Here is a 23,610-nt window from a genome sequence, read left to right on the forward strand (position 1 = left end):
CGGTTTGCCACAACTGGTCCCCGTGTCGCCCGCGCACGGCCCTCGGCATCCGCAAAAAGCGCGACATGCTGCCCCGACTTTCCATCAAGGATGTTGGCTTATGAAACTTTCCCGCATCGCGATTGGCGGCTGCCTCGCGCTCGCCTCGATCACCGTCGCGCACGCTGACAAGGCGGCCTGGACGCAGCCGCAGCAGCCGTTTCGCATCTACGGCAACACTTACTACGTCGGCACGCACGGGCTCACCGCCATTCTTATCGCTTCATCTGACGGTTTGGTGCTGCTTGATGGCACGCTGCCGCAGAACGCCGCGCTGGTCGAGGCCAATATCAAAGCGCTGGGCTTTCAGCTGCACGATGTAAAGCGCATCCTCAATTCGCACGCGCATTCGGATCATGCCGGCGGCATCGCTGCGATCGCGCGCGACAGCGGTGCACGTGTGATGGCAAGTGAAGTCGGTGCGAAGGAGTTGCAGCTGGGTGGCCACTACCCGGACGATCCGCAATACGGCGACGCGCCGACGTATCCGCCGATGAGTTCGGTGGAGGTCGTTGCAGACAACGGCGTGGTCCGCCTGGGCGACGTGACCGTGACTGCCCATTACACGCCTGGACACACGCCCGGCAGCACCACCTGGACGTGGCAGTCGTGCGAAGGCACGCGCTGCCTCAACATGGTTTACGCCGATAGCATCAGCGCGCTGACGGCCGGCAGTTTCCGCTACAGCGATCCGGCCCATCCGGAGCGGGTGAGCAACTACCGGCACGGGCTGGCCGTGATCGCCAGCTTGCCCTGCGACATTTTGATGGTGCCGCATCCCGACCAGATCGATTTCCTCGAGAAGGTCGCCCGCCGCAGCGCCGGCGCGCCCGATCCCCTGGTGGACCCCGCCGCCTGTAAGGCCTACGCGCAGATGGGAACCCGCAGCCTGGATGACAGGTTGGCCAAGGAGCGCGTAGGGCAATAGACCGCCCGTAAAACAGGGTGTTGACACGGAAATGAGAATTATTATCATCTGAGGTGTCACCACTCTCCTGCGGAGCTCCACCATGACCACGACGGTTTTGTCCCTCCCCCAGGGTGCCGACGCCCTGGCGCGCCCGTTCCGCCTGCTCAGCCTGAAGCCATCGGCCCCCTCATCGGACGCCGTCACGCGCCGTGTTTCCAGCCAGATGCTGCTCAAGGGCGAACGTGAACTGGTGATCCAGCACCAGGGCAACGAATACCACCTGCGCCTGACCCGCAACGACAAGCTGATCCTCACCAAGTAAGGCTTGCCACGGCCGCGCCTGACGCGGGTCAGTGACGAGCGTGCCGTCCCCCGAGGGAGCTTCAGGGGCAAGGACGCCTTCCTCCGGCCATGACCGGAACACCTCCCCAGACCATTAGCCACGCGGTTCTCCCCGGACGCCAGCCAGGTCGCTTCCTGCCAAGGAGTACTGACGATGTTTGGCTGGCTTGCACATGCCTTTGCTACGAACCGATCCGGTACAGACACGGCGGCATGGACCATCAGCCGCAGCTCGGTTCGGATCGACGGCACGACGCTCGCCGCGCGCCTGCCATCGCTGGGTGGCGTGCTGTATCTGCCGGCTTGCGCCGCCTCGCGTCCCGCACGCGAGCTGGCTCCGGGCTGGCTGGTGACGCGGCAGGATCTGGCGCCGCTGCTGCAAACGGAAGAACTGCGCGCATCAAGCATGATCGGCGCAGACGGCCCGCGCGAATGGATCGACTGCTTCGATGCGTCCGGCACGTTCTGCGCCCGCCTGCACCTGCTGCCGGACACCGACTATCTCGCCTGGGATGCCTTGCTTGCCGGTGGCACGCCGCTGCCGGCCGCGCCGGTATGCCCCGGCGAAGTGGCCTGCAAGGCGGCGATTGCGGAACTGCTGTGTTTTCACACCGCGCGGATCGCGTCGCTGGATGTGCTCGACACGCTGCCGCTGGGACAACTCTCCTCACTGGGCCGAGGCATTGCCCGCGACGTGGCGAGGGCGGCGGCGGTGTCGCTGGCGCCGGCGTTCGACTAGGCAGGCGTCACGGTCACGTCCGCGGACGTTTGTCCGCCTGTCCGTGCAGGTGTCCGCGGACAGCTGTCCGCGCCCTGGGTGTGATTTCAACTCGCTGAAAAATATCGAATAAATTGGCGCTTTGGACTTGGCACGCGGATTGCTCAGTAGGGTCAGGGGCCGCATTGTCAGCGGCCAGGGACCCATCGATGATTCGCGATACCTCCGCACAAGACCGACTGGTCGAGGTCAAATCCAATCCCAAGCGCCGCATGCTGCTGATCGGCATTGGCGTGGCCGTGGTGGCCGTGCTGGCCTTGTTCGGTCCGCGCATTGGCCGCCTGTTCTCGGCCGACGCTTCGGTGAGCAGCTCGCGCCTCGCGTTCGCCACGGTGGAGCGCGGTCCGTTCGTGCGCGACATCGCGGCCGAAGGCAAGGTGGTGGCGGCAGTCAGCCCCACGCTCTACGCCACCTACGGCGGTGCGGTCACGCTCAAGGTGCACGCGGGTGATGCGGTGAAGAAGGGCCAGGTGCTCGCCGTCATCGACAGTCCCGAACTGACCAACAAGCTAGCCCAGGAAATGAGCGCCGCCGACGCCATGCAGGTGGATTACCTGCGCGCCCAGATCGACGCGCGCAAGACGCGTGGCGAGCTGCAGAAGGCCTTCGACAACGCCAGCATCGACAAGCAGGGCGCGGAACGCGACCTTGCCCGCTACCAGAAGGCCTTTACGCTGGGCGCCGTGCCCAGCATGGACGTGGACAAGTCCAAGGACACGCTCGAGAAGATGCGCATCACGCTCGAGCATGCCAAGACCGATCTGGCCACCAACACCGACAGCCTGAACTTCGACATCCAGTCCAAGAAGCTCGCGCACGATCGCCAGCTGCTGATGGTGAAGGATCTGCAGCGCCAGGTGGACGACCTCAACGTGAAGTCGCCGGTGGACGGCCAGGTCGGCCAGCTGTTCATCGCCGAGCGCGCCACGGTGGCCAAGGATGCCCAGCTGGTCAGCGTGATCGATCTGTCCGCGCTCGAAGTGGAAATGAAGGTGCCGGAAAGTTTCGCGCGTGACCTGGGCATCGGCATGACCGGCGAGATCAGCGGCAACGGCGTCACCTGGAAGGGCCTGGTGAGCGCCATTTCGCCCGAAGTGGTGAATGGCGAAGTTGCCGCCCGCCTGCGCTTCGACGGCCAGACGCCCAAGCAGCTGCGCCAGAACCAGCGCCTGTCCGTGCGCATCCTGCTCGACAAGCGCGACAACGTGCTCACCGTGCAGCGCGGCTCTTTCGTCGACGAATCGGGCGGCAGCTATGCCTACCTCGTGCGCGACGGCGTGGCGGAAAAGCATCCCATCCGCGTGGGTGCCAGCAGCATCGACAAAGTGGAAATCCTCGATGGCCTGAAGGAAGGCGACAACATCGTGATCTCCGGTACCGACAGCTTCAAGGGCGCCCAGCGCGTCGCCATCTCCAACTAACCACCACTCGAAGGACAACACCATGCTCAAGATGACTCATCTGTCCAAGGTCTACCGCACCGAAGTGGTGGAGACCTATGCGCTGCGCGACTTCAACATCAACGTGAACGAAGGCGAGTTCGTCGCCGTGACCGGTCCGTCCGGCTCGGGCAAGACCACCTTCCTCACCATTGCCGGCCTGCTGGAAACCTTCACCGGTGGCCAGTACCACCTCGACGGCGTTGAAGTGAGCAACCTCAACGACAACGAGCGCTCGCGCATCCGCAACGAGAAGATCGGCTTCATCTTCCAGGCGTTCAACCTGATTCCCGACCTCAACGTGTTCGACAACGTCGAAGTGCCGTTGCGCTATCGCGGCATGAAGGCGGCCGAACGCAAGGAACGCATCATGGATGCGCTCGAGCGCGTGGGCCTGGCGTCGCGTGCCAAGCACTATCCGGCGGAACTCTCCGGCGGTCAGCAGCAGCGCGTCGCCATCGCGCGTGCGCTCGCCGGTTCGCCGCGCCTGCTGCTGGCGGATGAACCGACCGGCAACCTCGACACGCAGATGGCCCGTGGCGTGATGGAGCTGCTGGAAGAGATCCATCGCGAAGGCGCCACCATCGTGATGGTGACGCACGATCCGGAGCTGGCTGCCCGCGCGCAGCGCAACGTGCACATCATCGACGGTCAGGTGGTCGACCTGGCGGAAGACCCGCGCTTCCACCACGCCGTGCACGCCGCCCGCAACAACGCTCCGGCCTGATAGCCGGCCGCCGATGCCTCCTGCTTCGGCAGGAGGCGGATTGAAGCCCTGTAAAGGACGACCATGTTCGCCTACTACCTCCAGCTTGGCTTGCGCAGCCTCCGCAAAAATCCGCTGTTGACCCTGCTGATGGTGTTGGCGATCGGCTGCGGTGTGGCCGCGTCGATGACCACCTACTCGGTGTTCCGCGCGACCTCCAACAACCCGATTCCGCAGAAGTCCTCGCAGCTGTATGTGCCGCAGATCGACAACTGGGGTCCGGAAGCGCAGCAGGACAACAAGGGCGAGCCGCCCAACGCGATCACCTATACCGACGCCATCAACCTGATGCGCGACAAGCGGGCGACGCGCCAGACGGCCCTGTTCCCGGCGGCGATGTCGATCGTGCCGGCGGATCCGTCCATGCTGCCGTTCCGCGAAACCAGCTACGCCTGGTATGCCGATGCGTTCCCGATGTTCGACATTCCCTTCCTCTATGGCCATGGCTGGACGGCGGACGAAGATGCCTCGCACGCAGCGGTAGCCGTGATCGGCAAGGCGCTCAACGACAAGCTGTTCAATGGCGCCAACAGCGTAGGCAAGAACATCAACCTCAACGGCCGCGATTACCGCATCGTCGGCGTGGCGGCCAAGTGGAACCCCGAGCCGGTGTTCTACGACGTCATCAACACCAACGGCTTCGATGATCCGATCGAAGTGTTCATTCCTTTCACGCGTGCCGTGGAAGTGCAGACGACGACCAACGGCAACAACAACTGCAGCAAGGACCCGGGCAAGGGTTGGGATGCGTGGATCAAGTCCGAGTGCGTGTGGTTGGGTTACTGGGCAGAATTGCCGACCACGGCCCAGGCGGATGCCTATCGCCAGTATCTCAACGGTTACGCCGCCGAGCAACAGCGTGCCGGCCGTTTCCACTGGGCACCCAATACGCGCCTGCGCAATGTTACCGAATGGCTCGATTACCAGAAGGTGGTGCCGCAGGAGGCCAAGGTCTCGCTGCTGGTGTCGCTGGGTTTCCTGCTGATCTGCCTGGTAAACACGGTGGGTTTGCTGCTCGCCAAGTTCATGAAGCGCTCCTCTGAAATCGGCGTGCGCCGTGCGTTGGGGGCGACGCGCAAGGAGATCTACCTGCAATTCCTGATCGAGGCAGCCGCGATCGGTCTGGCCGGTGGCGTTGTGGGCTTGGTGCTCACGGGCTTGGGCGTGATGGGTATCTCGCTGGTGTTTGAACCGGATATCGCCAAGCTCGCCACGCTCGACGGATCGCTGGTACTGCTCACCATGCTGCTGGCAATCCTGGCGACCGTGCTGGCGGCCTTTTATCCCACGTGGCGTGCTGCGCAAGTGCAGCCGGCATGGCAGCTGAAATCCAACTGAGGCGACGACGATGCTACAGATCAAGCCCATACTCGCCGCGCTCAAGCGTCACAAGGCAGGCACGGTTCTCATCGCCATGCAGATCGCCCTGACTTTGGCGATCGTCTGCAATGCGATTTTCATCATCCATCAACGCCTGGACCGCGTGCAGCGTCCCACCGGCATGGTGGAAAGCGACCTGATGGCGATCCAGACCCGCTTCGTCGGCACCGAGGAAACCAAGGCGGGTCCTCTGGTCAAGGCGGACCTGGTCGCGCTGCGCCAGCTTCCGGGCGTGCAGGATGCGGTGGCCTTGAACTCCTATCCGCTGCGCGGCGGTGGCTGGTCCACCGGTGTGCGCACCGATCCGGATGCGAAGAATTCCAAGGGACATACCACCCAATACTTCGGCGACGAGCACACCTTGCCGACCATGGCGCTCAAGCTCATCGCCGGACGCAACTTCCGTCCGGACGAAATCGTGGAAGCCGATCCGCAGGCCATACCCGATCCGGCCGCGATCATCGTGAGCAAGGCGCTGGCCGACAAGATGTATCCGGAAGGTTCGGCACTGGGCAAGACCATCTATATCGGCGATTCCAAGTCGCCCAGCACCATCGTGGGCATCGTGGAGCGCCTGCAGGTGCCGTGGAATGGCACGTGGTCTGACTCGTTCTACGAGAACTCGCTGATTCAGCCTGTACAACTCACCAGTGCGTTCACCAATTACCTGATCCGCACCAAGCCCGGCCAGCTGGCCGATGTGATGAAGGCGGCACCGGCGGCCTTGGTCAAGGCCAACCGCATGCGCGTGATTCCTTCCGAGCGTGGCGTGCGCAGCTTCGCCCAGGTGCGTGAGTATGCGTACAAGGGCGACCGCGGCATGGCCATCCTGATGGGCGTGGTGTGCCTGGTGCTGTTGGGCATCACGGCCGCGGGCATCGTCGGCTTGACCAGCTTCTGGGTTGGCCAGCGCCGCAAGCAGATCGGCGTGCGACGCGCACTGGGCGCGACCAAGCACGACATTCTCAGCTACTTCCTCACCGAGAACCTGTTGATCGGCATTGCCGGCGTGGTGATTGGCGCCTTGCTCGCGGTCGGCATGAACCTGTGGCTGGTGACGCAGTTCGAGATGGCGCGTTTGTCCGTGGTCTATGTGTTGGTGGGCGTGGTGACGCTGCTGCTGCTGGGGCAGGGTGCCACCCTGGCGCCGGCCATGCGCGCCTCGCGCGTGTCGCCGGTGGAAGCCACGCGCTCGGTCTGACCGGCGCGTGGTGTAGCAAGACAAGGATCGCAAGGCCTGTTGGGAAACACGAGGTAACGATGAGCGGCATGTTTGTGCACAACTTGCGACTGGGCGCGGCGAGCCTTCGGCGCAACGTCTTGCTGACGACTTTGATGATCATGTCGATCGGCTTTGGCGTGGCGGCGTCGATGGTGACCTTTGCCGTGTTCCGTGCAGTATCGGGTGATCCGATCCCGCAGAAGTCGTCGCAGTTGTTCGTGCCGCTGATCGACAACCGTGGACCGCAATACAACCGCCACGGCGAGCCGCCCTCGGCGCTCAACTATGTCGACGCCGTGGCCCTGATGCGGGCACACAAGGCGGTGCGCCAGACCATGCTGTATCCGGTGGGTCTTTCGGTGATGCCGGATGACCCGCACCGCATGCCGTTCAAGGCGCCGGGCTATGCCACCTACGGGGACTTCTTCAGCATGTTCGAGGTGCCCTTCCTGTATGGCAGTGGCTGGAGCAGCGCCGAGGACGATGCGCGCGAGCCGGTCATCGTGATCAGTCGAGATCTCAATCAAAAGCTGTTTGGCGGCAACAACAGTGTCGGTCAGCGACTGGTGCTGGATGACAAGCAGTACCGCATCGTCGGCGTCACCAACAAGTGGGATCCCAAGCCGCGCTTCTTCGACACCTTCAGCGGCAACGCGTATGCCGATCCGGCGCAGATCTATATCCCCTTTACGTACGCCATCGCGCAGCACATCGACACGCGCGGCAACAACAATTGCGGCAGCGACGGTAAGCGTGGCGACACGTGGGATAGCTGGTTGCAAGGCGAATGCGTGTGGATCAACCCGTGGGTCGAGCTGAACAATGCCGAGCAGGTCCAGGCCTACCGGCAATTCCTGGACGGCTACGCGCGTGAGCAGCGCAAGGCGGGTCGCTTCAATTGGGCTCCCAACAATCGACTGCGCAACGTGCGCGCGTGGCTGGACTACCAGCATGCGGTGCCGCCGGAAAGCCGTATATCGATGACGCTGGCGTTTGGCTTCCTGCTGATCTGCCTGGTCAACACGATTGGCTTGTTGCTCGCGAAATTCATGCGCCGCGCACCGGAGATTGGCGTGCGTCGCGCGCTCGGTGCCTCGCGTGCTGACATCTATCGCCAGTTCCTGGCGGAGGCGGCGATGGTTGGACTGGCGGGCGGTGCCCTGGGATTGCTGTTCACCGCGATCGGCATGCTCGGCCTGGGCATGGTGTTCGAGCCGCAGATCGCGCGGCTTGCGCATCTGGACGTGTCGTTGATGCTGTTGACCTTGCTGGTGGCCATCACGGCGACCGTGGTTGCGGCGTTCTATCCCACCTGGCGGGCGGCGCAAGTGCAGCCCGCCTGGCAGCTCAAGTCCAACTGAGGGGAGGGACGAGCCATGCAGATCAAACCGATTCTTTCCGCCTTGCGCCGGCACAAGGCGGGCACCTTTCTGATCGCCGCGCAGATCGCGCTGACGCTGGCGATTGTCTGCAATGCGTTGTTCATCATCCAGCAGCGCGTGGCGCATCTGTCCGAACCGAGCGGCATCGACGAAGCCAACACCTTCGTGATCAAGAGCGAATGGGTAGGCGCGCCCGGCCCCGATCAGGCCGATGCGCAGATGCGCGAAGACCTGCAGGTGCTGCGCCAGGTGCCCGGCGTGCAAAACGTGACGCCGAGCAATTCGTATCCGCTGCGCGGCGACGGTTGGGATGACGCCATCAGGCTCAAGCCCGACCAGGTCCAGGACACCTCCGGCGCCACCATCTACTTCGCCGACGAAAACTTCATCGACACGCTGGACCTCAAGCTCATCGCCGGGCGCAATTTCCGGGCCGAGGAAATTGGGCATATGGACCTGCGTTACAAGCTCGCGCCGCCGGTAGTCATCATCACCAAGGCCCTGGCGGAAAAACTCTTCCCGGGCGAAACCGCGGTGGGCAAGACGATCTACCTGATCGGCGGTCCGGCGACCGTCGTGGGCGAAGTGGAGCTGCTGCAGGCGCAAAGCGTGGAGCATTGGGCCTCCGAGTTCGCCTATCGCTCGGTGATCATCCCCGAGCGGCTCAATGTGTCGCTGGGCGCGTTCTACATCGTGCGCACTCGACCGGGGCAGCTCGATACAGCCATGCCGGCCGCGGTCAAGGCGCTGTTTGCGCATAACCCGCGACGCGTGATCAACGAGGACGATGGCGTGCTTCCATTCAGCGAAGTGCGCTCGCGCGCCTACGAGAGCGATCGCGGCATGGCCATCCTGATGGGTGTGATCTGCGCGGTGCTGCTGGCCGTTACCGCGGCAGGCATTGTCGGTCTCACCAGTTTCTGGGTCGGCCAGCGCCGCAAGCAGATCGGTGTGCGGCGCGCACTGGGTGCGACCCGGCGCGACATACTCAATTACTTCATGACCGAGAACCTGCTGATCAGCGTGGGCGGCGTGCTGTTCGGGGCGGTGCTTGCGATTGCGATCAATTTGTGGATGGTCACGCGTTTTGAGATGCATCACCTGTCGATGGTGTATCTGATGGCAGGCGTGGCGATGTTGTTGTTGCTGGGACAGGGTGCGGTGCTGGCGCCGGCGCTTCGCGCGTCGCGCGTGCCGCCGGTGGAGGCCACGCGATCGGTGTGATCGCGTGGAGGGTGCTAAGGAGGGGAAACCACATGTTCGGCTATTACCTTGACCTGGCGCTACGCAGCCTCAGGCGTAACAAGATTCTCACCGCGCTGATGGTGGTGGCGATCGCCCTGGGCATCGGGGCGAGCATGACTACACTCACGGTGCTGCATGTGCTGTCGGGCGATCCGTTGCCCGGCACCAGCGCCACGCTGTTCTATCCGCAGGTCGATCCGCGCGACATGGACGGCTACGAGGAAGGCAAGCGCCCGCCGGAACAGGTCAGCTGGGTCGACGGCATGAACCTGCTGCATGCCAAGCGCGCTGACCGCCAGGCCTTGATGACGGGTGGTGCCGTGCCGGTGCAGCCGGCACAGGCCAATATCGATCCATTCTTCAGCGATGCGCGCTACACGAGCAGCGACTTCTTCCCGATGTTCAAGCTGCCGTTCCTGTACGGTCGTCCGTGGAGCGAGTCCGAAGACAACGCCAAGGCGCGCGTGGTGGTGATCAGCCGCACGCTCAATGAGAAGCTCTTCGGCGGCAAGAACAGCGTCGGACAAACGCTGCGCATGAAGGACAGTGCGTTCCAGGTGGTTGGCGTGCTGGACACCTGGCGCCCGACGCCGCGCTTCTACGACTTGAACATGGAAAGCTACGGCTCGGTGGAAGACGTCTTCGTACCGCTGACCACCGCTCGCGATGTCCACTTCGAACACAGCGGATCCACCGATTGCTGGGGTACCGGTGGCGGCGACGACGAGCACGCCGAAACTTCGCCGTGCGTCTGGCTGCAGTTCTGGGTGCAGATCAACGGTACGGACAAGGTTGCCGCCTATCGCGACTACCTGGTGCATTACTCGCAGGAGCAGAAGACGCTCGGTCGCTTCCAGCGTCCGCCGAATGCGCAGCTGCCCAGCCTGATGGAATGGCTGGACATCAACAAAGTGGTGCCCGGCGACGTGCGCCTGCAGACCTGGCTGGCGCTGGGCTTCTTGCTGGTGTGTTTGGTCAACACGGTGGGCCTAATGTTGGCGAAATTCCTGCGCAAGTCGGGCGAGCTGGGTGTTCGCCGTGCGCTGGGCGCTTCCAAGCGTGAGGTGTTTGCACAGCTGCTGATCGAGTCCGGCGTCATCGGCCTCGCCGGCGGCATGGTCGGGCTGCTGCTGGCCTTCCTGGGCCTGTGGCTGGTGCGCAAGCAGCCGTCCAGTTACGCGGCGCTCGCGCATATGAGCATGGGCATGTTGTTGGTGACGTTCCTGCTGGCGGTTGGCGCCACCTTGCTTGCCGGCCTGCTGCCGGCATGGCGCGCCTGCCAGATCACTCCCGCACTGCAACTGAAGAGCCAGTGACCATGGACATTCTTCCGATCCTCTCCACGTTGCGCCGCCACAAGACCACCGCGTTCCTGGTGATCGTGGAAATCGCGCTGACCTGCGCCATCGTGTGCAACGCAGTGTTCATCATCAACCAGCGCATCGAGCGCATCCACATGCAGAGCGGCGTAGATGAGCAGCGTCTGCTGCATATCGCGCTGACCAATATCGGCGTGACCAAGGACGACAAGGCGCGCCGTGCGGAGGACCTGGCCGCGCTGCAACAGGTGCCGGGCGTGGTGTCGGTGGCCTCGGTCAACCAGGTGCCGTTCGGCAATTCATCGTCCAACGGCAGCATCAAGCTCGATCCCAAGCAGCGCCTCGCCACGCTCAATGCCACCGACTACTTCGGCGAGAACGTCACCCAGACGCTGGGCACCCAGCTGATCGCGGGGCGCGAACTGCACGCCGATGACTATATGGACATGGACCAAGTGGTCAGCGCGGCGGCGGCAAAGGATGCCAAGGGCATTCCGCACGTCACGGTGATTACGCAGAAGATGGCCAATCGCCTGTGGCCGGGACAGTCGGCGCTGGGCAAGCAGGTCTACATGTCCGACTACGCATTCACCGTGGTGGGCGTGGTCAAGGAGCTGATTCGCCCATCGATCTGGGACGATTCGGCGGCCAGCTACTCGATGGTGTTGCCGATACGCGTGGCGAACAACGAGTACATCGTGCGCGTGGACGACCCGAAGAATCGCGAGCGGGTGCTGAAGGCGTCAGTGGCGAAGCTCAAGGAGATCAACCCGCATCGCATCGTGCTCAAGCAGCATCTGTTGTCGAACATGCGCGAGGATTTCTTCCAGAACGATCGCGCGATGACGGGACTGCTGGTGGCTGTATGTGCGGCGCTGCTTGTGGTCACCGCACTGGGCATCGTCGGCCTGGGCAGCTTCTGGGTCGCACAGCGTCGCCGGCAGATCGGCGTGCGGCGCGCGCTGGGTGCGACGCGCAGAAATATCCTGCATTACTTCCAGACCGAGAACTTCCTGCTCGCCACCATCGGCATCGGCGTGGGCATGGTGCTGGCCTACGGCATCAACCTGCTGTTGATGGTTCACTACGAACTGCCGCGGCTGCCGGCGATTTATTTCCCCGTGGGCGCCTTGCTGCTCTGGACGATAGGGCAGCTGGCCGTGCTGGGGCCGGCGATGCGTGCAGCAGCGGTGCCGCCGGTGGTCGCCACGCGTTCGGTCTGAGTCACGGAGGGACAAGGGAATGTTCGGTTACTACCTCGATCTGGCGCTGCACAGTCTCGGCCGCAACAAGATACTCACCGCATTGATGGTGTTGGCCATTGCGGTGGGTATCGGCGCCAGCATGACGACGCTCACGGTGGTGCATCTGCTCTCCGGCGATCCCTTGCCGGGACGCAGCCAGGCGATCTTCTATCCGCAAGTGGACGCCGATCCGAAGAACAAGGACAGCAGCGAACCGCTGGACATGCTGGACTACCGGTCAGCGCTAGACCTGTGGAGCGCCAAGCGCGCCGATCGTCAGGTGATGCTGGTGCAGAGCACGGTGCGGCTGAATACGGCCGATGCCGGCAAGCCCGCCGTGATGATGCCGATGCTGTCGGCCACGGCGGACTTCTTCAGCATGTTCAATGTGCCGTTCCGTTATGGCGGGCCCTGGAGCGAGCAGGATGATGCGGCCCGCGCGCGCGTGGCCGTGATCACTGACGATCTCAACCAGAAGCTGTTCGCCGGCGAGAACAGCGTGGGGCGCGTCCTGCGCCTGCGCAGCAGCGACGTGCGTATCGTGGGCGTGCTCAAGCCATGGCGACCTTCGCCACAGTTCTACGCAGTCCGGGGCGGCCGCTTTGCCGCGGGCGATACCAGCGACTTCTATGCCAAGCCGGAAGACGTGATCACGCCGTTCTTTACCGGGCTGGACGTCAACGATGGCAATTTCCAGCAATTCACCTGCTGGCAGATGCCCGCGCGTCCGGGACATTTGCAGGATTCTCCCTGTGTTTGGGTCGCGCTATGGGTGCAGATCAACGATCCCACCCACGTCGCCGCTTATCGACGCTTCGTGGCTGACTACGCGGCCCAGCAGCAGGCAATCGGTCGCTTTACGCATTCGGGCAACACGCGTATGCGCAGCCTGATGGGTTGGCTGGATTTCAATGGCGTGTTGCCCAGCAATGTGCGACTGCAGGCTTGGCTGGCGGTGGCTTTTCTGGCCATCTGCCTGGTCAACATGGTGGGCTTGTTGCTGGCGAAATTCCTGAGGCGCAGTGGCGAAATTGGTCTGCGCCGCGCACTGGGCGCCAGTCGCGCGGCGGTATTCGCGCAGTACATGGTGGAGTCGGGCCTGATCGGTTTGATTGGTGGGGCGTGTGGCTGGTTGCTGACCATGGCCGGGCTCTGGTTCATCCGGCAACAACCGGTGGCCTATGCGGATCTTGCGCGACTGGATGTGCCGATGTTCCTGCTCACCTTCGTCGCCGCGATCGGCGCCAGCCTGCTGGCCGGCGCGCTACCGGCAGTGCGTGCGTGCCGCGTGGTGCCGGCATGGCAACTGAAATCGCTGTGAGGTCCGCCATGACGCAATTTGCTCCCATCCTTTCCGCTTTGCGCCGTCATCGACTCGCCACGGCGCTTATCGCGCTGGAAATCGCGCTCGCCTGCGCCGTGTTGTGCAACGCCTGCTTTCTTATCGTGGGACAGCTGCGGGCGCTGCATATCGAAAGCGGTGTGGCCGAATCCTCGCTGGCGGTGATCAACCTAGGTTGCGACGGATGCAAGGGCTCCGACCTCAACGCCAGGGTGACCACCGCGCTGCGCAGGGTGCCTGGCGTGCAGTCGGTGGCGGTGGTCAATGCCGTGCCGTTCGCGCAACCCACAGGCTATGCCGGCATCAACCTCGACCACGAACATTTCATCGCCGTGCCGCACTTCTACGCGGGCGGTCCTGGCGCCGTGGAAACGCTGGGGCTGCAACTGGTGGCGGGACGTGCATTCCAGCCGGAGGACTTTCAGACGGCCGAACTGTGGTTGCCACAAAACCCCTCTGTGTGGATCACCCGCGCCTTCGCTGAGCGGTTGTGGCCGGGACAGGATCCGCTGGGCAAAGAGTTCTTTTCGGACCAGTACCACTTCCGCGTGGTCGGCGTGATGGCGCACTTGACGCCTCCCGATCCAGGTGGCGGTCATGGCGACAGTGCGGGCGAGTGGTCCGTGTTCGTGCCGGTGAATCCAGGCACGTCGCTCAATGGTGTTTATGCGGTGCGCGCGAATCCCGCCGATCTGCCGCGTGTACTCCGCGAAGCTCGCGACGCGGCGCAGAAGGCTGCCCCCGAGGCGGTGCTCGACCTGCAACAGAGCCGCACGGTGCCTGAGTTGCGCTCGGATTTCTTTCGCCAGACGCGGATCATGGTCGGCACGCTGGCCGGCGTCATCGTGGCGTTGCTGCTGGTGACGGCGCTGGGCATCGTGGGGCTGGCCAGCTTCTGGGTGCAGCAACGGCGCAAACAGATCGGCATACGCCGCGCCATCGGCGCCACGCGCGGCGACATCCTGCATTACTTCCAGGCCGAGAATTTCCTGATCGTGACGGTGGGCATCGCCATCGGCATGGTGCTGACCTTCGCACTCAATCTGGTGCTGATGAAGTTTTACGAAGTGCCGCGCCTGCCGGTGTATTACCTGCCAGTGGGTGCGCTGGTGCTGTGGGGACTGGGGCAGCTAGCCGTATTGGCGCCGGCCCTGCGCGCGTCGCAAGTACCGCCGATGGTGGCGACGCGATCGGTGTGATTTCTTGCGGGGAATGGCATGGACGGCGCTGCGCCGGTTAATGTCACAGGGGAGCAGCGTGCCGCGAACGCTGCGGCACGATGGTGACTCAAACAACAGGGCAGGGAACGGATGCGTTACAACCTGATGTTGGCGTGGCACGGACTCAAGCGATTTCCACGCAGCACCATACTCGCCGTGCTCACCGTGGCGATGGGGCTGGCCGCCACCATGACGACGCTGGCCTTGCTGCACCAACTCACGGCCGATCCGTTGCCGGGGCGCAGTGGCCATCTGTATCTGGCGTGGGTGGATACGGTGAGGGCCAAGTCGGCGCAAAGTACATCGCTCAACGGTGTGGCGATCAACGCCAACCACCGGATCAAACTGGACGATGCGAAGGGGCTCTTGCACGACCACCGGGCCCACTGGCAGGCCCCCATGGCCAGCACCTCCGTGGAGATGACCGGCAGTGGGCCCAATCCGCGCAGCAAACACGATTACGTGATGGCAACCACCAGCGAGGTGATACCGCTGTTTGGCATTGCGCTGCGTAGCGGGCGCGGTTGGACGCCTGGTGAGGACGAGCTGCGCGCACGCGTGGTCGTGATCGACAGCGAGCTTGCGCAATCGATCTATGGGACGGTCGACGTTCTAGGTCGTGAATTGAAAATCGGCAAGGGTGTGTTTCGCATTATCGGTGTGAGCGCGGTTTTCGCGCCTCAGCCGCATTTCTACGATCTTTCGGCATTCGCATTCAGTGGCACACGGCGGGATCGTGCTTTCGTTCCTGTATCCGCCTTGCTGGATGCCGGTGGCGAACTGTCCGGCAACGATGGCTGCGACGAAGACGCGCCTGCGAAAAAGACCACGCTCTTTGGCACCGACGTCGCGCATTGCGCCGCGTTGAGCTATTGGGTGGATCTCCCTTCGAAAGCCCAGGTCGACGATTTTCGGTCTTATCTCCAGCATTACGTGGAAGAGCAGAAATCGCTGGCAGGTTTTGACAAGCCCGCGCGCTCTGACCTCATAGGCGTGGGGGCATGGCTGAGCAGGCAGAACGTGGTGCCGGACAACGCACGGTTGAACGCGTGGCTGGCGGGCTCGTTCCTGCTTCTGTGCATGGCCAACGTGGCGGGCCTGTTCGCGGCGCGCTTCCTGCGTCGTGGCGCGGAAATCGGCATTCGTCGTGCTCTGGGTGCACCTCGGCGTGCGATTTTCCAGCAGCACGTCTTCGAGGCGGCACTGATTTGCCTGGTCGGTGGTTTGCTGGCGCTACCGCTGACTTTGTTCGGGCTGTGGACGTTGCGTCTGCAGGACAGCGGCTTCACCGATCTGGCCCGCCTGGATCCGGCGATGTTCGGTGCACCGTTCCTGCTTGCGTTGGGCGTGGGTGTGCTTACGGGGTGGTTGCCTGCCTGGCGGGCGTCGCGCGTTGAGCCTGGCTTGCAGGTCAAGAGCGCATAAGGGGAGCGCGATGTCACTTCGGATCATGCTCAAGATCTTGCAGCGCCATGCGCTGATGCCTGCGCTGGTCTTGCTACAGGTGGCGTTGGCATGCGCCATTCTGTGCAATGTCCTGTTCCTCGTCTGGCAACGCGTGCAGCCGATGGTCGCCCCCAGCGGCCTTGCCGAGGACGAACTGGTGCTGGTGGATCAGATCGCCTCACACGTACGGCCGTGGACCGCTGCCGAGGCGCGCGAGGGGCAGCTTGCACTGAGTCATCTCCCAGACGTGCGTTCGGCGTCGGGTGCGCTGGGGTTGCCCATGATCGGCCAGGTGACCGTCGATTACGCGCTCAAATCGCCCTCGGGCGTGTCGGTGGGTGTGAACGGTTATTTCGGCGATGGCCTGGTCAAGACACTGGGTCTTCAGTTGGTCGAGGGACGTGATTTCCTGCCCGGCGAGTACGGAGACATTGGTGTCAGCCAGAGCTCCAGCGGCGTGCCCACCGCCAAAACAGCTCAGTCCATCATCATTACGCAGTCGCTCGAGCGGCAGTTGTTCAAAGGTGAGTCTGCGGTGGGCAAGCTGTTGGCTGTCCCCGATGACCCCAGCGACCCGGGCTATCGGGTGGTGGGTGTCGTGCGCCATCTGATGCGCAACCAAGTCGATCTTGCGACGGATGGGCGCGCCGACAACACCATACTGGCGGCCCTGCGTGTCGGCGATACAGCCATCCTCAGTTACGCCGTACGGATCGATCCGGCCATGCGCGAGGTGGCCTTGCGTGGCATCCGCGACACCATCAAGCGTGAGTTTGGTCCCCTGATGGGCGGGGAATCCTTTGTGCGCATCGGCACCTATGCCGAGCGCCGCAGTGAAGCATTGAGGAGCGCCCGCGCCGCCCTGTGGCTCTTCGCCGGCGTCACCATCGCCGTCATCGTCGTCACCGCCATCGGCATCATGGGCCTCACCGGCTTCTGGGTGCAGCGGCGCACGCGCCAGATCGGCATCCAGCGGGCGCTGGGGGCGCGTCGCTCGCAGGTGTTGCGCTATTTCATGCTGGAGAACCTGCTGATTGCCGGCGCTGGCGTGGTGGTCGGCATGGCGTTGGCTTATGTGGCCAATGGGCTGCTGATGCATTACTACGAGCTGCCGCATCTGCCTTGGAACTACCTGCCCATCGGTGGTGCGGTGGTGCTGCTGCTGGGCCAGTTGGCCGTGCTGGCGCCGGCCAGGCGGGCGGCCGAGGTGCCCCCGGTGGTGGCCACGCGGGCTATCTGAACGAGGGGCCGTGCAGTTCGGCACGGGCAGCGCGGCCCGCGGTGTGCAGAATAGGCGTTATCTCAACCCGAGGATGTACCCATGAAGATTGGACCACGTATGCTCCTGGTCAGCCTGGCACTGTCTGCGGCCTGTGCCGCCTCGGTGCAGGCCGCCACGGCGGATGTCTCCACGCGCGAAAAGGCGTTGAACGATCTGCTGGCCGAGCAGTGGCAGCACAATCTGGAGAACTCGCCGGAGTTCGCCACCATCCTCGGCGATCTGCGCTACAACGACCGCTGGACCGACGCCTCGCTGGCGCACCAGCAGGCCGAAATAGCCAAGGCCCAGGACTTCCTCAAGCGCTTCCAGGCGATCGACACCACCGGCTTCTCCGCCGATGACAAGCTCAACCAGCAACTGATGGTTCGCCAGCTGCAGGACGCGCTCAAGTCGCATCAGCTGAAGCTCGACGAGATGCCGCTGGACCAGATGAGCGGCGCGCACCTGCAGCTCGCCGGTTTCATCAGCTCCATCCCGTTCGACAACACCAAGGAATACGACGACTACCTCGCGCGCCTGAAGGCCGTGCCGGCCCTGTTCGACCAGGTCACCGCGGTCGCGCAGCAGGGCCTGAAGGACGGCATGATGCCGCCGAAGTACCTGCTCGAAAAAGTCGTCACGCAGATCGACAGCATCGGCAAGCCGGCCGGCATGGACAGCGTGTTTGCCGAGCCGTTGAAGCACTTCCCCAAGTCGGTCTCCGCGGCTGACCAGAAGCGCCTGCACGACGCCATCCTCGCCGCGATCGACCAGCAGGTGCGCCCGGCTTACCAGAAGCTCGGCGCGTTCGTGAAGAACGATTACGCCCCGCACGGCCGCAGCGAGCCGGGCGTGTGGCAGCTGCCCAACGGCGCGGCGATCTATGCCTTCCAGGTGGAGCAGATGACCACCACCAAGGAAAGCCCGGAGCGCATCCACGAGATCGGCCTGTCCGAAGTGAAGCGCATCGAAGGCGAGATGACCGAGATCGCCAAGCAGCAGGGCTTCAAGGATTTGCCGAGCTTCCGCGAGTCGCTCAAGACCAACCCGAAGGTGCATGCGACCTCGCGTGAGGACATCCTCAACCGCTATCGCAATTACCTGGCTGGCATGCAGCCGGAACTGCCCAAGCTGTTCGGCCTGCTGCCCAAGACCAAGGTGGAAGTGGTGCCGGTGGAAGCCTTCCGCGAGAAGGAAGCCGCTGCGGCCGAATATCACCAGGGCACGCCGGATGGCTCGCGTCCGGGCCAGATCTTCGTCAACACCGGCGACTACCAGAACCGCAGCGTGCTGAGCATCGAGTCCACCGCCTATCACGAAGGCATCCCGGGCCATCACATGCAGATCTCGATCGCGCAGACCCTGCCCAAGCTGCCGCCGTTCCGCCAGCAGGCGGGCTATACCGCGTATATCGAAGGCTGGGCGCTGTATGCCGAGCAGCTGGGCAAGGAAGTGGGGTTCTACAAGGATCCGCTGTCCTACTACGGTCATCTGTCCGATGAACTGCTGCGCGCCGATCGCCTGGTGCTCGACACGGGCGTGCACTACAAGCACTGGTCGCGCCAGCAGATGGTCGACTTCTTCCATGCCCATTCCAGCGAAGATGAGCCGGATGTGCAGGCCGAAACCGACCGTTACATCACCTGGCCGGGCCAGGCGCTGGCGTACAAGATGGGCCAGCTGAAGATCCTCGAGCTGCGTGCGCGCGCCAAGAAGGAGCTGGGCGACAAGTTCGACATCCGCTCGTTCCACGACGAAGTGCTGGGCGGCGGCGCACTGCCGCTGGACGTGCTGGAATCGCGTACCGATGCCTGGATTGCGGCCGTGAAGGCGGGCAAGGCGCCGGTGCATCCGGTCGCTGGTTGATCCACCTGCGTGCGTCGCCCTCGGGGCGGCGCACGCATCCCTGGCCAGGATGGACGGGAAGATGAACGACGAATCGCCACGAATCGACCGATTGATGGCAACCTTTTGGCGTGGAGATGCATCCACGTCTACATGTGCAAGCGACGAATGCGAACCGTACTGATCATCGACGACAACCCGGCCGTGGGTGAGGCGCTGTCCCTGGCGCTCTCCCTGCATGAGATCCGCCCGCTGATCGCGCTCACGCCCGAGCAAGGCCTGGCCATGCTCGAGACCGAGCGGGTGGACGTGGTGATCCAGGACATGAATTTCACTGCCGATACCACCTCGGGCGAGGAGGGCATCGCGCTGTTCCGCGAGCTGCGCCAGCGCCACACCGATATGCCGGTGATCCTGCTCACGGCCTGGACCCACCTGGAAACCGCGGTTGAACTGGTCAAGGCGGGGGCGGCCGACTATCTCGCCAAACCGTGGGACGACGCCAAGCTGCTCGCCACGGTGGAGAACCTGCTGGAGCTTTCCGAGTCCACCCGCGAGGTCACGCGCGCGCGCAACGAGCGCCGCAAGCGCCGCGAAGACCTGCAGCGCCGCTACGACCTCGACGGCATCGTGTTCGCCTCCGAAGCGATGGCACGCACGCTGGACCTGGCCTGCCAGGTGGCGCGCTCCGACGTGCCCGTGCTCATCACCGGGCCCAACGGCGCCGGCAAGGAACGCATCGCCGCCATCGTGCACGCCAACTCGGCAGTCAAACGTGGCCAGTTCATCGCCGTGAACTGCGGTGCGCTGCCGGGTGAATTGATCGAAGCCGAATTGTTCGGCGCCGAAGCCGGCGCTTACACCGGCGCCAACAAGGCGCGCGAAGGCCGCTTCGAAATGGCCGACGGCGGCACCTTGTTCCTCGACGAAATCGGCAACCTGTCGTTGTCGGGACAGGTGAAGCTGCTGCGCGTGCTGGAGACCGGCCAGTTCGAGCGACTGGGCTCGGGTCGCACGCGCCAGGTAAAGGTGCGCGTCTTGAGCGCCACCAATGCCGACCTGAAGGCCATGATCCGTGCAGGCACCTTCCGCGAAGATTTGTATTACCGCCTCAACGTGATCGAAGTGAACCTGCCGCCGCTGGCCGATCGCGTCGACGACATCCTGCCGCTGGCCGAATTCTTCCTCGGTGGCCGCGCTGAACTGACCGATGCCGCGCGCGATTCGATGCTGAGCTATCCGTGGCCGGGCAACGTGCGTGAATTGAAGAACTCCATCGAGCGCGCCGCTTTGCTGGTGAGTGATGGCCGCATTACGCCCGAACAGCTGAACCTGCCGCAGATTGCCGTAGCCGGCACACGCAACCTGGATGAACCCAGCCGCGAGTCGGTGGAAGCCGCGCTCGACAAGGCCGGCGGCGTCGTCAGCCGCGCGGCCCAGACCCTGGGCCTGTCGCGGCAGGCGCTGTATCGCCGCATGGAACGTTACGGCCTGGCCCAGGCGTGATAGCCGCAGGAGCGGCAGCAAACACCTGTGGGAGCGCACCCTGTGCGCGACACGGGGTCGCGAAAAGCTGTCGCGCACAGGGTGCGCTCCCACAGGGGCAAGCCCGCTGGGCAATTGCCCGCACGCCTAAGCCCGAGGATGATGTTGACCGTGCAGAAGGAGTCCGCCATGCGACACCGCACCCTGCTACTCGTCATCGGCTTGTGCTGCCTGAATGCTGCAGCCTGGGCCCAGGGCAGCGCGCCCCCCAAAACTCCCAACCTCACGCTGCCCACGATGCCGCCCGCCCCGGCGAGCACGGTGGCAGACGGCTATCGCGACACCTTGAGCAGCGCAGCCAACGATGCGCAACGCTTCAACTTCAGCGCCAACCCCGCCAGGGACAAGGCGCCGCCCGATCAGTCGCCAATCCGCGTGATCATCAACAACGGCCACGGGCCGAACGTAAACTGCGTGCCCATGGGGCCAGGCGCGGGATGCCACTGATGCGGATGGCTCACGGAGGAGACTTTTGATGCGGCTGGGTTTGCGTTCGCTCGAGTCACGCATGGTGATCCTGCTGGGCTTTGCAGGCCTGACCGGCGCACTCATCTATGCCGGCGTCACCCAATGGCCGCTGCCGCAGATCCTGGTGTGGATGCGGCACGACCTGGGCATCGACCTGGGCGCACCGGCGCGCTTTGGTTTCTATGGCGGCATTGTTGTGTCGCTCGCGTTCCTGCTGCCGTTGTCGCTGTGGCTGGGCCATCGCGTGATGTCGCCGATCACCAAACTGCTGCGTGCGCTCGAAGGCGCCGTTGCCAGCTATCGCGATGGCGACTTCAGCTTTTCCATTGCGGCCACGCGTCGCGACGAACTGGGCGAACTCATCCGCATGCACAACGCGCTGGGCCAGACCCTGCGCGAACAGCGGCAGAACCTCGCCCAGCGTGAATTGCTGCTCGATACCGTGGTGCAGAACACGCCGGTGGCGCTCGTGCTCACCGATGCGAGCAACCGCGTCACCTACGCCAATATTGCCGCGCGCCATCTGTTCAACGAAGGCCGCACGCTGCATGGCCTGAGCTTCGCCGAGCTGATCAGCGACAGCCCCGAAGCGCTGCGGCGTGCGGTGGAAGGCGGCGAGGATGCGCTGCTCACCGTTGAAATGGATGGCGGCGAAGAGACCTTCCATCTCTCGCAACGCAGCTTCCGCCTGCATGGCAGGCCGCATCGCCTGCAGCTGTTTCGCCGCATGACGCGCGAGTTGTCGCGCCAGGAAGTGGCGACGTGGAAACGCGTGATCCGCGTGATCAGCCACGAACTCAACAATTCGCTGGCGCCAATTTCCTCGCTGGCGCATTCGGGTGCGGAACTGGCGCGTCGCGGTGATACCGCGCGCCTGCCGGGCGTGTTCGCCACCATCGGCGAGCGCGCGCGCCATCTGCATGGATTCATCGCCGGCTACGCCAGCTTCGCCAAGCTGCCCGCACCCCAGCCGGTGGCGATCGACTGGAAGCCGTTCCTCGACGGCTTGTCGCTGCACTGCAAGTTTCAGCTGCGCGGCTCGGTTCCCGAACAAGCGGGCTGGTTCGATGCCGCGCAGATCGAGCAGGTGCTGATCAACCTGGTCAAGAACGCGCACGAATCGGGCAGTGCCGACGACGAGGTCTCGCTATCGCTCGGGATCATCGGCCGCGACGTGCGTATCGAAGTGGCCGACCGCGGCCCCGGCATGAGCGAAACCGTGCTGGCGCAGGCGCTGCTGCCGTTCTATTCCACCAAGCGCTCGGGCACGGGTCTGGGCCTGGCCCTGGCGCGCGAGATCGCCGAAGCCCATGGCGGCCGCATCGCCCTGGCCAACCGGGAAGAGGGCGGCCTGCGGGTGAGCCTGCTCCTGCCCCTGGGGCCGCGCTGACCCGCTGATCGCTTGTCTCCGCGCTCGCCTATACTCGGGGGCAACCTTCATGGAACGGGGATGTGGCAATGGGACAGCTGTTTGCTTTGGTGATCATCCTGGTCGCGGTGATCGTGCTCGCCAAACTGGTGCGCATCGTGCCGCAGGGTTACGAATGGACAGTGGAGCGCTTCGGACGCTACACGCGCACGCTCTCACCCGGCCTGCATTTCCTGGCGCCCTTCATCTACAACATCGGGCGCAAGATGAACATGATGGAACAGGTGCTGGACGTGCCCTCGCAGGACGTCATCACCAAGGACAACGCGGTCGTGCGCGTGGACGGCGTGGTGTTCTACCAGGTGCTGGATGCCTCCAAGGCCGCCTATGAGGTGGCCAATCTTGAGCAGGCCGCGTTGGCCTTGATCATGACCAATATCCGTACCGTGCTCGGTTCGATGGATCTGGACGAATCGCTCAGCCAGCGCGATGCCATCAATGCCAAGCTCCTGAAAGTGGTCGACGAAGCCACCCATCCGTGGGGCGTGAAGGTGAACCGCATCGAGATCAAGGACATCGCGCCGCCGCGCGACCTGGTCGATTCGATGGCCCGCCAGATGAAGGCAGAGCGCGAGAAGCGCGCCAATATTCTCGACGCAGAGGGCTTCCGTCAGGCGGCCATCCTCAAGGCCGAAGGTGAAAAGCAGTCGGTCATCCTCGCCGCCGAAGGCGAAAAAGAAGCCGCCTTCCGCGCCGCCGAGGCCCGCGAACGATCCGCCGAAGCCGAGGCAAAGGCGACCGCGATGGTGTCCGAGGCGATCGCCAACGGCAACGTCAACGCGCTCAACTACTTCGTCGCCACCAAGTACGTCGAGGCGCTGAAGGAAATGGCCAACTCGCCCAATCAGAAGATGTTGCTGCTGCCGATGGAATCCACCGGCATCCTCGGCTCGCTCGCCGGCATTGCCGAACTGGCCAAGGATTCGCTCAGCCAGCAGCAGGCGAGCACTACGGTCCGCCGTACACCGCCCTCGATCAGCTGAGACCA

The 23,610-nt window shown here is 64.0% G+C and carries 20 protein-coding genes; all 20 read left to right on the plus strand.

The window, feature by feature from the left end; genetic code table 11:
- Positions 1 to 100 precede the first annotated feature (100 nt).
- The 20 genes from bla (at position 101) to AC1DE1_RS08135 (ending at position 23,605) form a co-directional block, all read left to right on the plus strand.
- Positions 101 to 967: a subclass B3 metallo-beta-lactamase gene (bla, locus tag AC1DE1_RS08040; protein WP_477175314.1), complete on the plus strand. Its 867-nt coding sequence runs from the start codon at positions 101 to 103 to the stop codon at positions 965 to 967.
- 82 nt (positions 968 to 1,049) lie between these two features.
- A complete protein-coding gene (gene hemP, locus AC1DE1_RS08045; protein WP_477175315.1) occupies positions 1,050 to 1,271 on the plus strand; it encodes a hemin uptake protein HemP in 222 nt (73 codons plus the stop codon).
- A gap of 174 nt (positions 1,272 to 1,445) precedes the next feature.
- Complete coding sequence (locus tag AC1DE1_RS08050; RefSeq protein WP_441602467.1) at positions 1,446 to 2,030, plus strand: hypothetical protein; 585 nt, start codon at positions 1,446 to 1,448, stop codon at positions 2,028 to 2,030.
- Between the two features lie 188 nt (positions 2,031 to 2,218).
- The gene (locus AC1DE1_RS08055) at positions 2,219 to 3,490 is read left to right on the plus strand and encodes an efflux RND transporter periplasmic adaptor subunit (protein WP_441602468.1); all 1,272 of its coding nucleotides are present in this window, start codon (positions 2,219 to 2,221) and stop codon (positions 3,488 to 3,490) included.
- A 22-nt stretch (positions 3,491 to 3,512) separates the two neighbouring features.
- Positions 3,513 to 4,235 carry an ABC transporter ATP-binding protein gene (locus tag AC1DE1_RS08060; protein ID WP_046970517.1) on the plus strand — a complete coding sequence of 241 codons (723 nt, stop codon included), beginning with the start codon at positions 3,513 to 3,515 and terminating at the stop codon, positions 4,233 to 4,235.
- 63 nt (positions 4,236 to 4,298) lie between these two features.
- Positions 4,299 to 5,612, plus strand: a complete 1,314-nt coding sequence (locus AC1DE1_RS08065) for an ABC transporter permease (protein WP_441602469.1) — start codon at positions 4,299 to 4,301, stop codon at positions 5,610 to 5,612.
- Between the two features lie 10 nt (positions 5,613 to 5,622).
- Positions 5,623 to 6,855 carry an ABC transporter permease gene (locus AC1DE1_RS08070; RefSeq protein WP_477175317.1) on the plus strand — a complete coding sequence of 411 codons (1,233 nt, stop codon included), beginning with the start codon at positions 5,623 to 5,625 and terminating at the stop codon, positions 6,853 to 6,855.
- 68 nt (positions 6,856 to 6,923) lie between these two features.
- A complete protein-coding gene (locus tag AC1DE1_RS08075) occupies positions 6,924 to 8,237 on the plus strand; it encodes an ABC transporter permease (RefSeq protein WP_477175478.1) in 1,314 nt (437 codons plus the stop codon).
- Between the two features lie 15 nt (positions 8,238 to 8,252).
- A complete protein-coding gene (locus AC1DE1_RS08080; protein ID WP_441602471.1) occupies positions 8,253 to 9,482 on the plus strand; it encodes an ABC transporter permease in 1,230 nt (409 codons plus the stop codon).
- Between the two features lie 32 nt (positions 9,483 to 9,514).
- Positions 9,515 to 10,819 carry an ABC transporter permease gene (locus AC1DE1_RS08085; RefSeq protein ID WP_477175318.1) on the plus strand — a complete coding sequence of 435 codons (1,305 nt, stop codon included), beginning with the start codon at positions 9,515 to 9,517 and terminating at the stop codon, positions 10,817 to 10,819.
- Between the two features lie 2 nt (positions 10,820 to 10,821).
- A complete protein-coding gene (locus AC1DE1_RS08090) occupies positions 10,822 to 12,045 on the plus strand; it encodes an ABC transporter permease (RefSeq protein WP_477175319.1) in 1,224 nt (407 codons plus the stop codon).
- 19 nt (positions 12,046 to 12,064) lie between these two features.
- Entirely contained in the window at positions 12,065 to 13,387 is a 1,323-nt protein-coding gene (locus tag AC1DE1_RS08095; RefSeq protein ID WP_477179049.1) for an ABC transporter permease, read from the plus strand.
- A gap of 8 nt (positions 13,388 to 13,395) precedes the next feature.
- The gene (locus AC1DE1_RS08100; protein WP_477175321.1) at positions 13,396 to 14,607 is read left to right on the plus strand and encodes an ABC transporter permease; all 1,212 of its coding nucleotides are present in this window, start codon (positions 13,396 to 13,398) and stop codon (positions 14,605 to 14,607) included.
- 111 nt (positions 14,608 to 14,718) lie between these two features.
- Positions 14,719 to 16,053 carry an ABC transporter permease gene (locus AC1DE1_RS08105; protein ID WP_477179050.1) on the plus strand — a complete coding sequence of 445 codons (1,335 nt, stop codon included), beginning with the start codon at positions 14,719 to 14,721 and terminating at the stop codon, positions 16,051 to 16,053.
- A gap of 10 nt (positions 16,054 to 16,063) precedes the next feature.
- Positions 16,064 to 17,314, plus strand: coding sequence for an ABC transporter permease (locus tag AC1DE1_RS08110; protein WP_477175323.1), 1,251 nt, complete (start codon positions 16,064 to 16,066; stop codon positions 17,312 to 17,314).
- A gap of 81 nt (positions 17,315 to 17,395) precedes the next feature.
- Positions 17,396 to 19,201: a DUF885 domain-containing protein gene (locus AC1DE1_RS08115; protein WP_441602477.1), complete on the plus strand. Its 1,806-nt coding sequence runs from the start codon at positions 17,396 to 17,398 to the stop codon at positions 19,199 to 19,201.
- A 147-nt stretch (positions 19,202 to 19,348) separates the two neighbouring features.
- On the plus strand, positions 19,349 to 20,686 hold the full coding sequence (locus tag AC1DE1_RS08120) for a sigma-54-dependent transcriptional regulator (protein ID WP_477175324.1): 1,338 nt from the start codon (positions 19,349 to 19,351) through the stop codon (positions 20,684 to 20,686).
- A 168-nt stretch (positions 20,687 to 20,854) separates the two neighbouring features.
- A complete protein-coding gene (locus tag AC1DE1_RS08125; protein WP_477179051.1) occupies positions 20,855 to 21,172 on the plus strand; it encodes a hypothetical protein in 318 nt (105 codons plus the stop codon).
- 28 nt (positions 21,173 to 21,200) lie between these two features.
- Positions 21,201 to 22,583 (plus strand): sensor histidine kinase, encoded by a 1,383-nt coding sequence (locus AC1DE1_RS08130; RefSeq protein ID WP_477175326.1) that lies wholly within the window; start codon positions 21,201 to 21,203, stop codon positions 22,581 to 22,583.
- A 68-nt stretch (positions 22,584 to 22,651) separates the two neighbouring features.
- Positions 22,652 to 23,605, plus strand: a complete 954-nt coding sequence (locus AC1DE1_RS08135; RefSeq protein ID WP_441602481.1) for an SPFH domain-containing protein — start codon at positions 22,652 to 22,654, stop codon at positions 23,603 to 23,605.
- Positions 23,606 to 23,610: the final 5 nt, after the last annotated feature.

It is taken from the genome of Dyella sp. 05T440 (assembly GCF_056395965.1).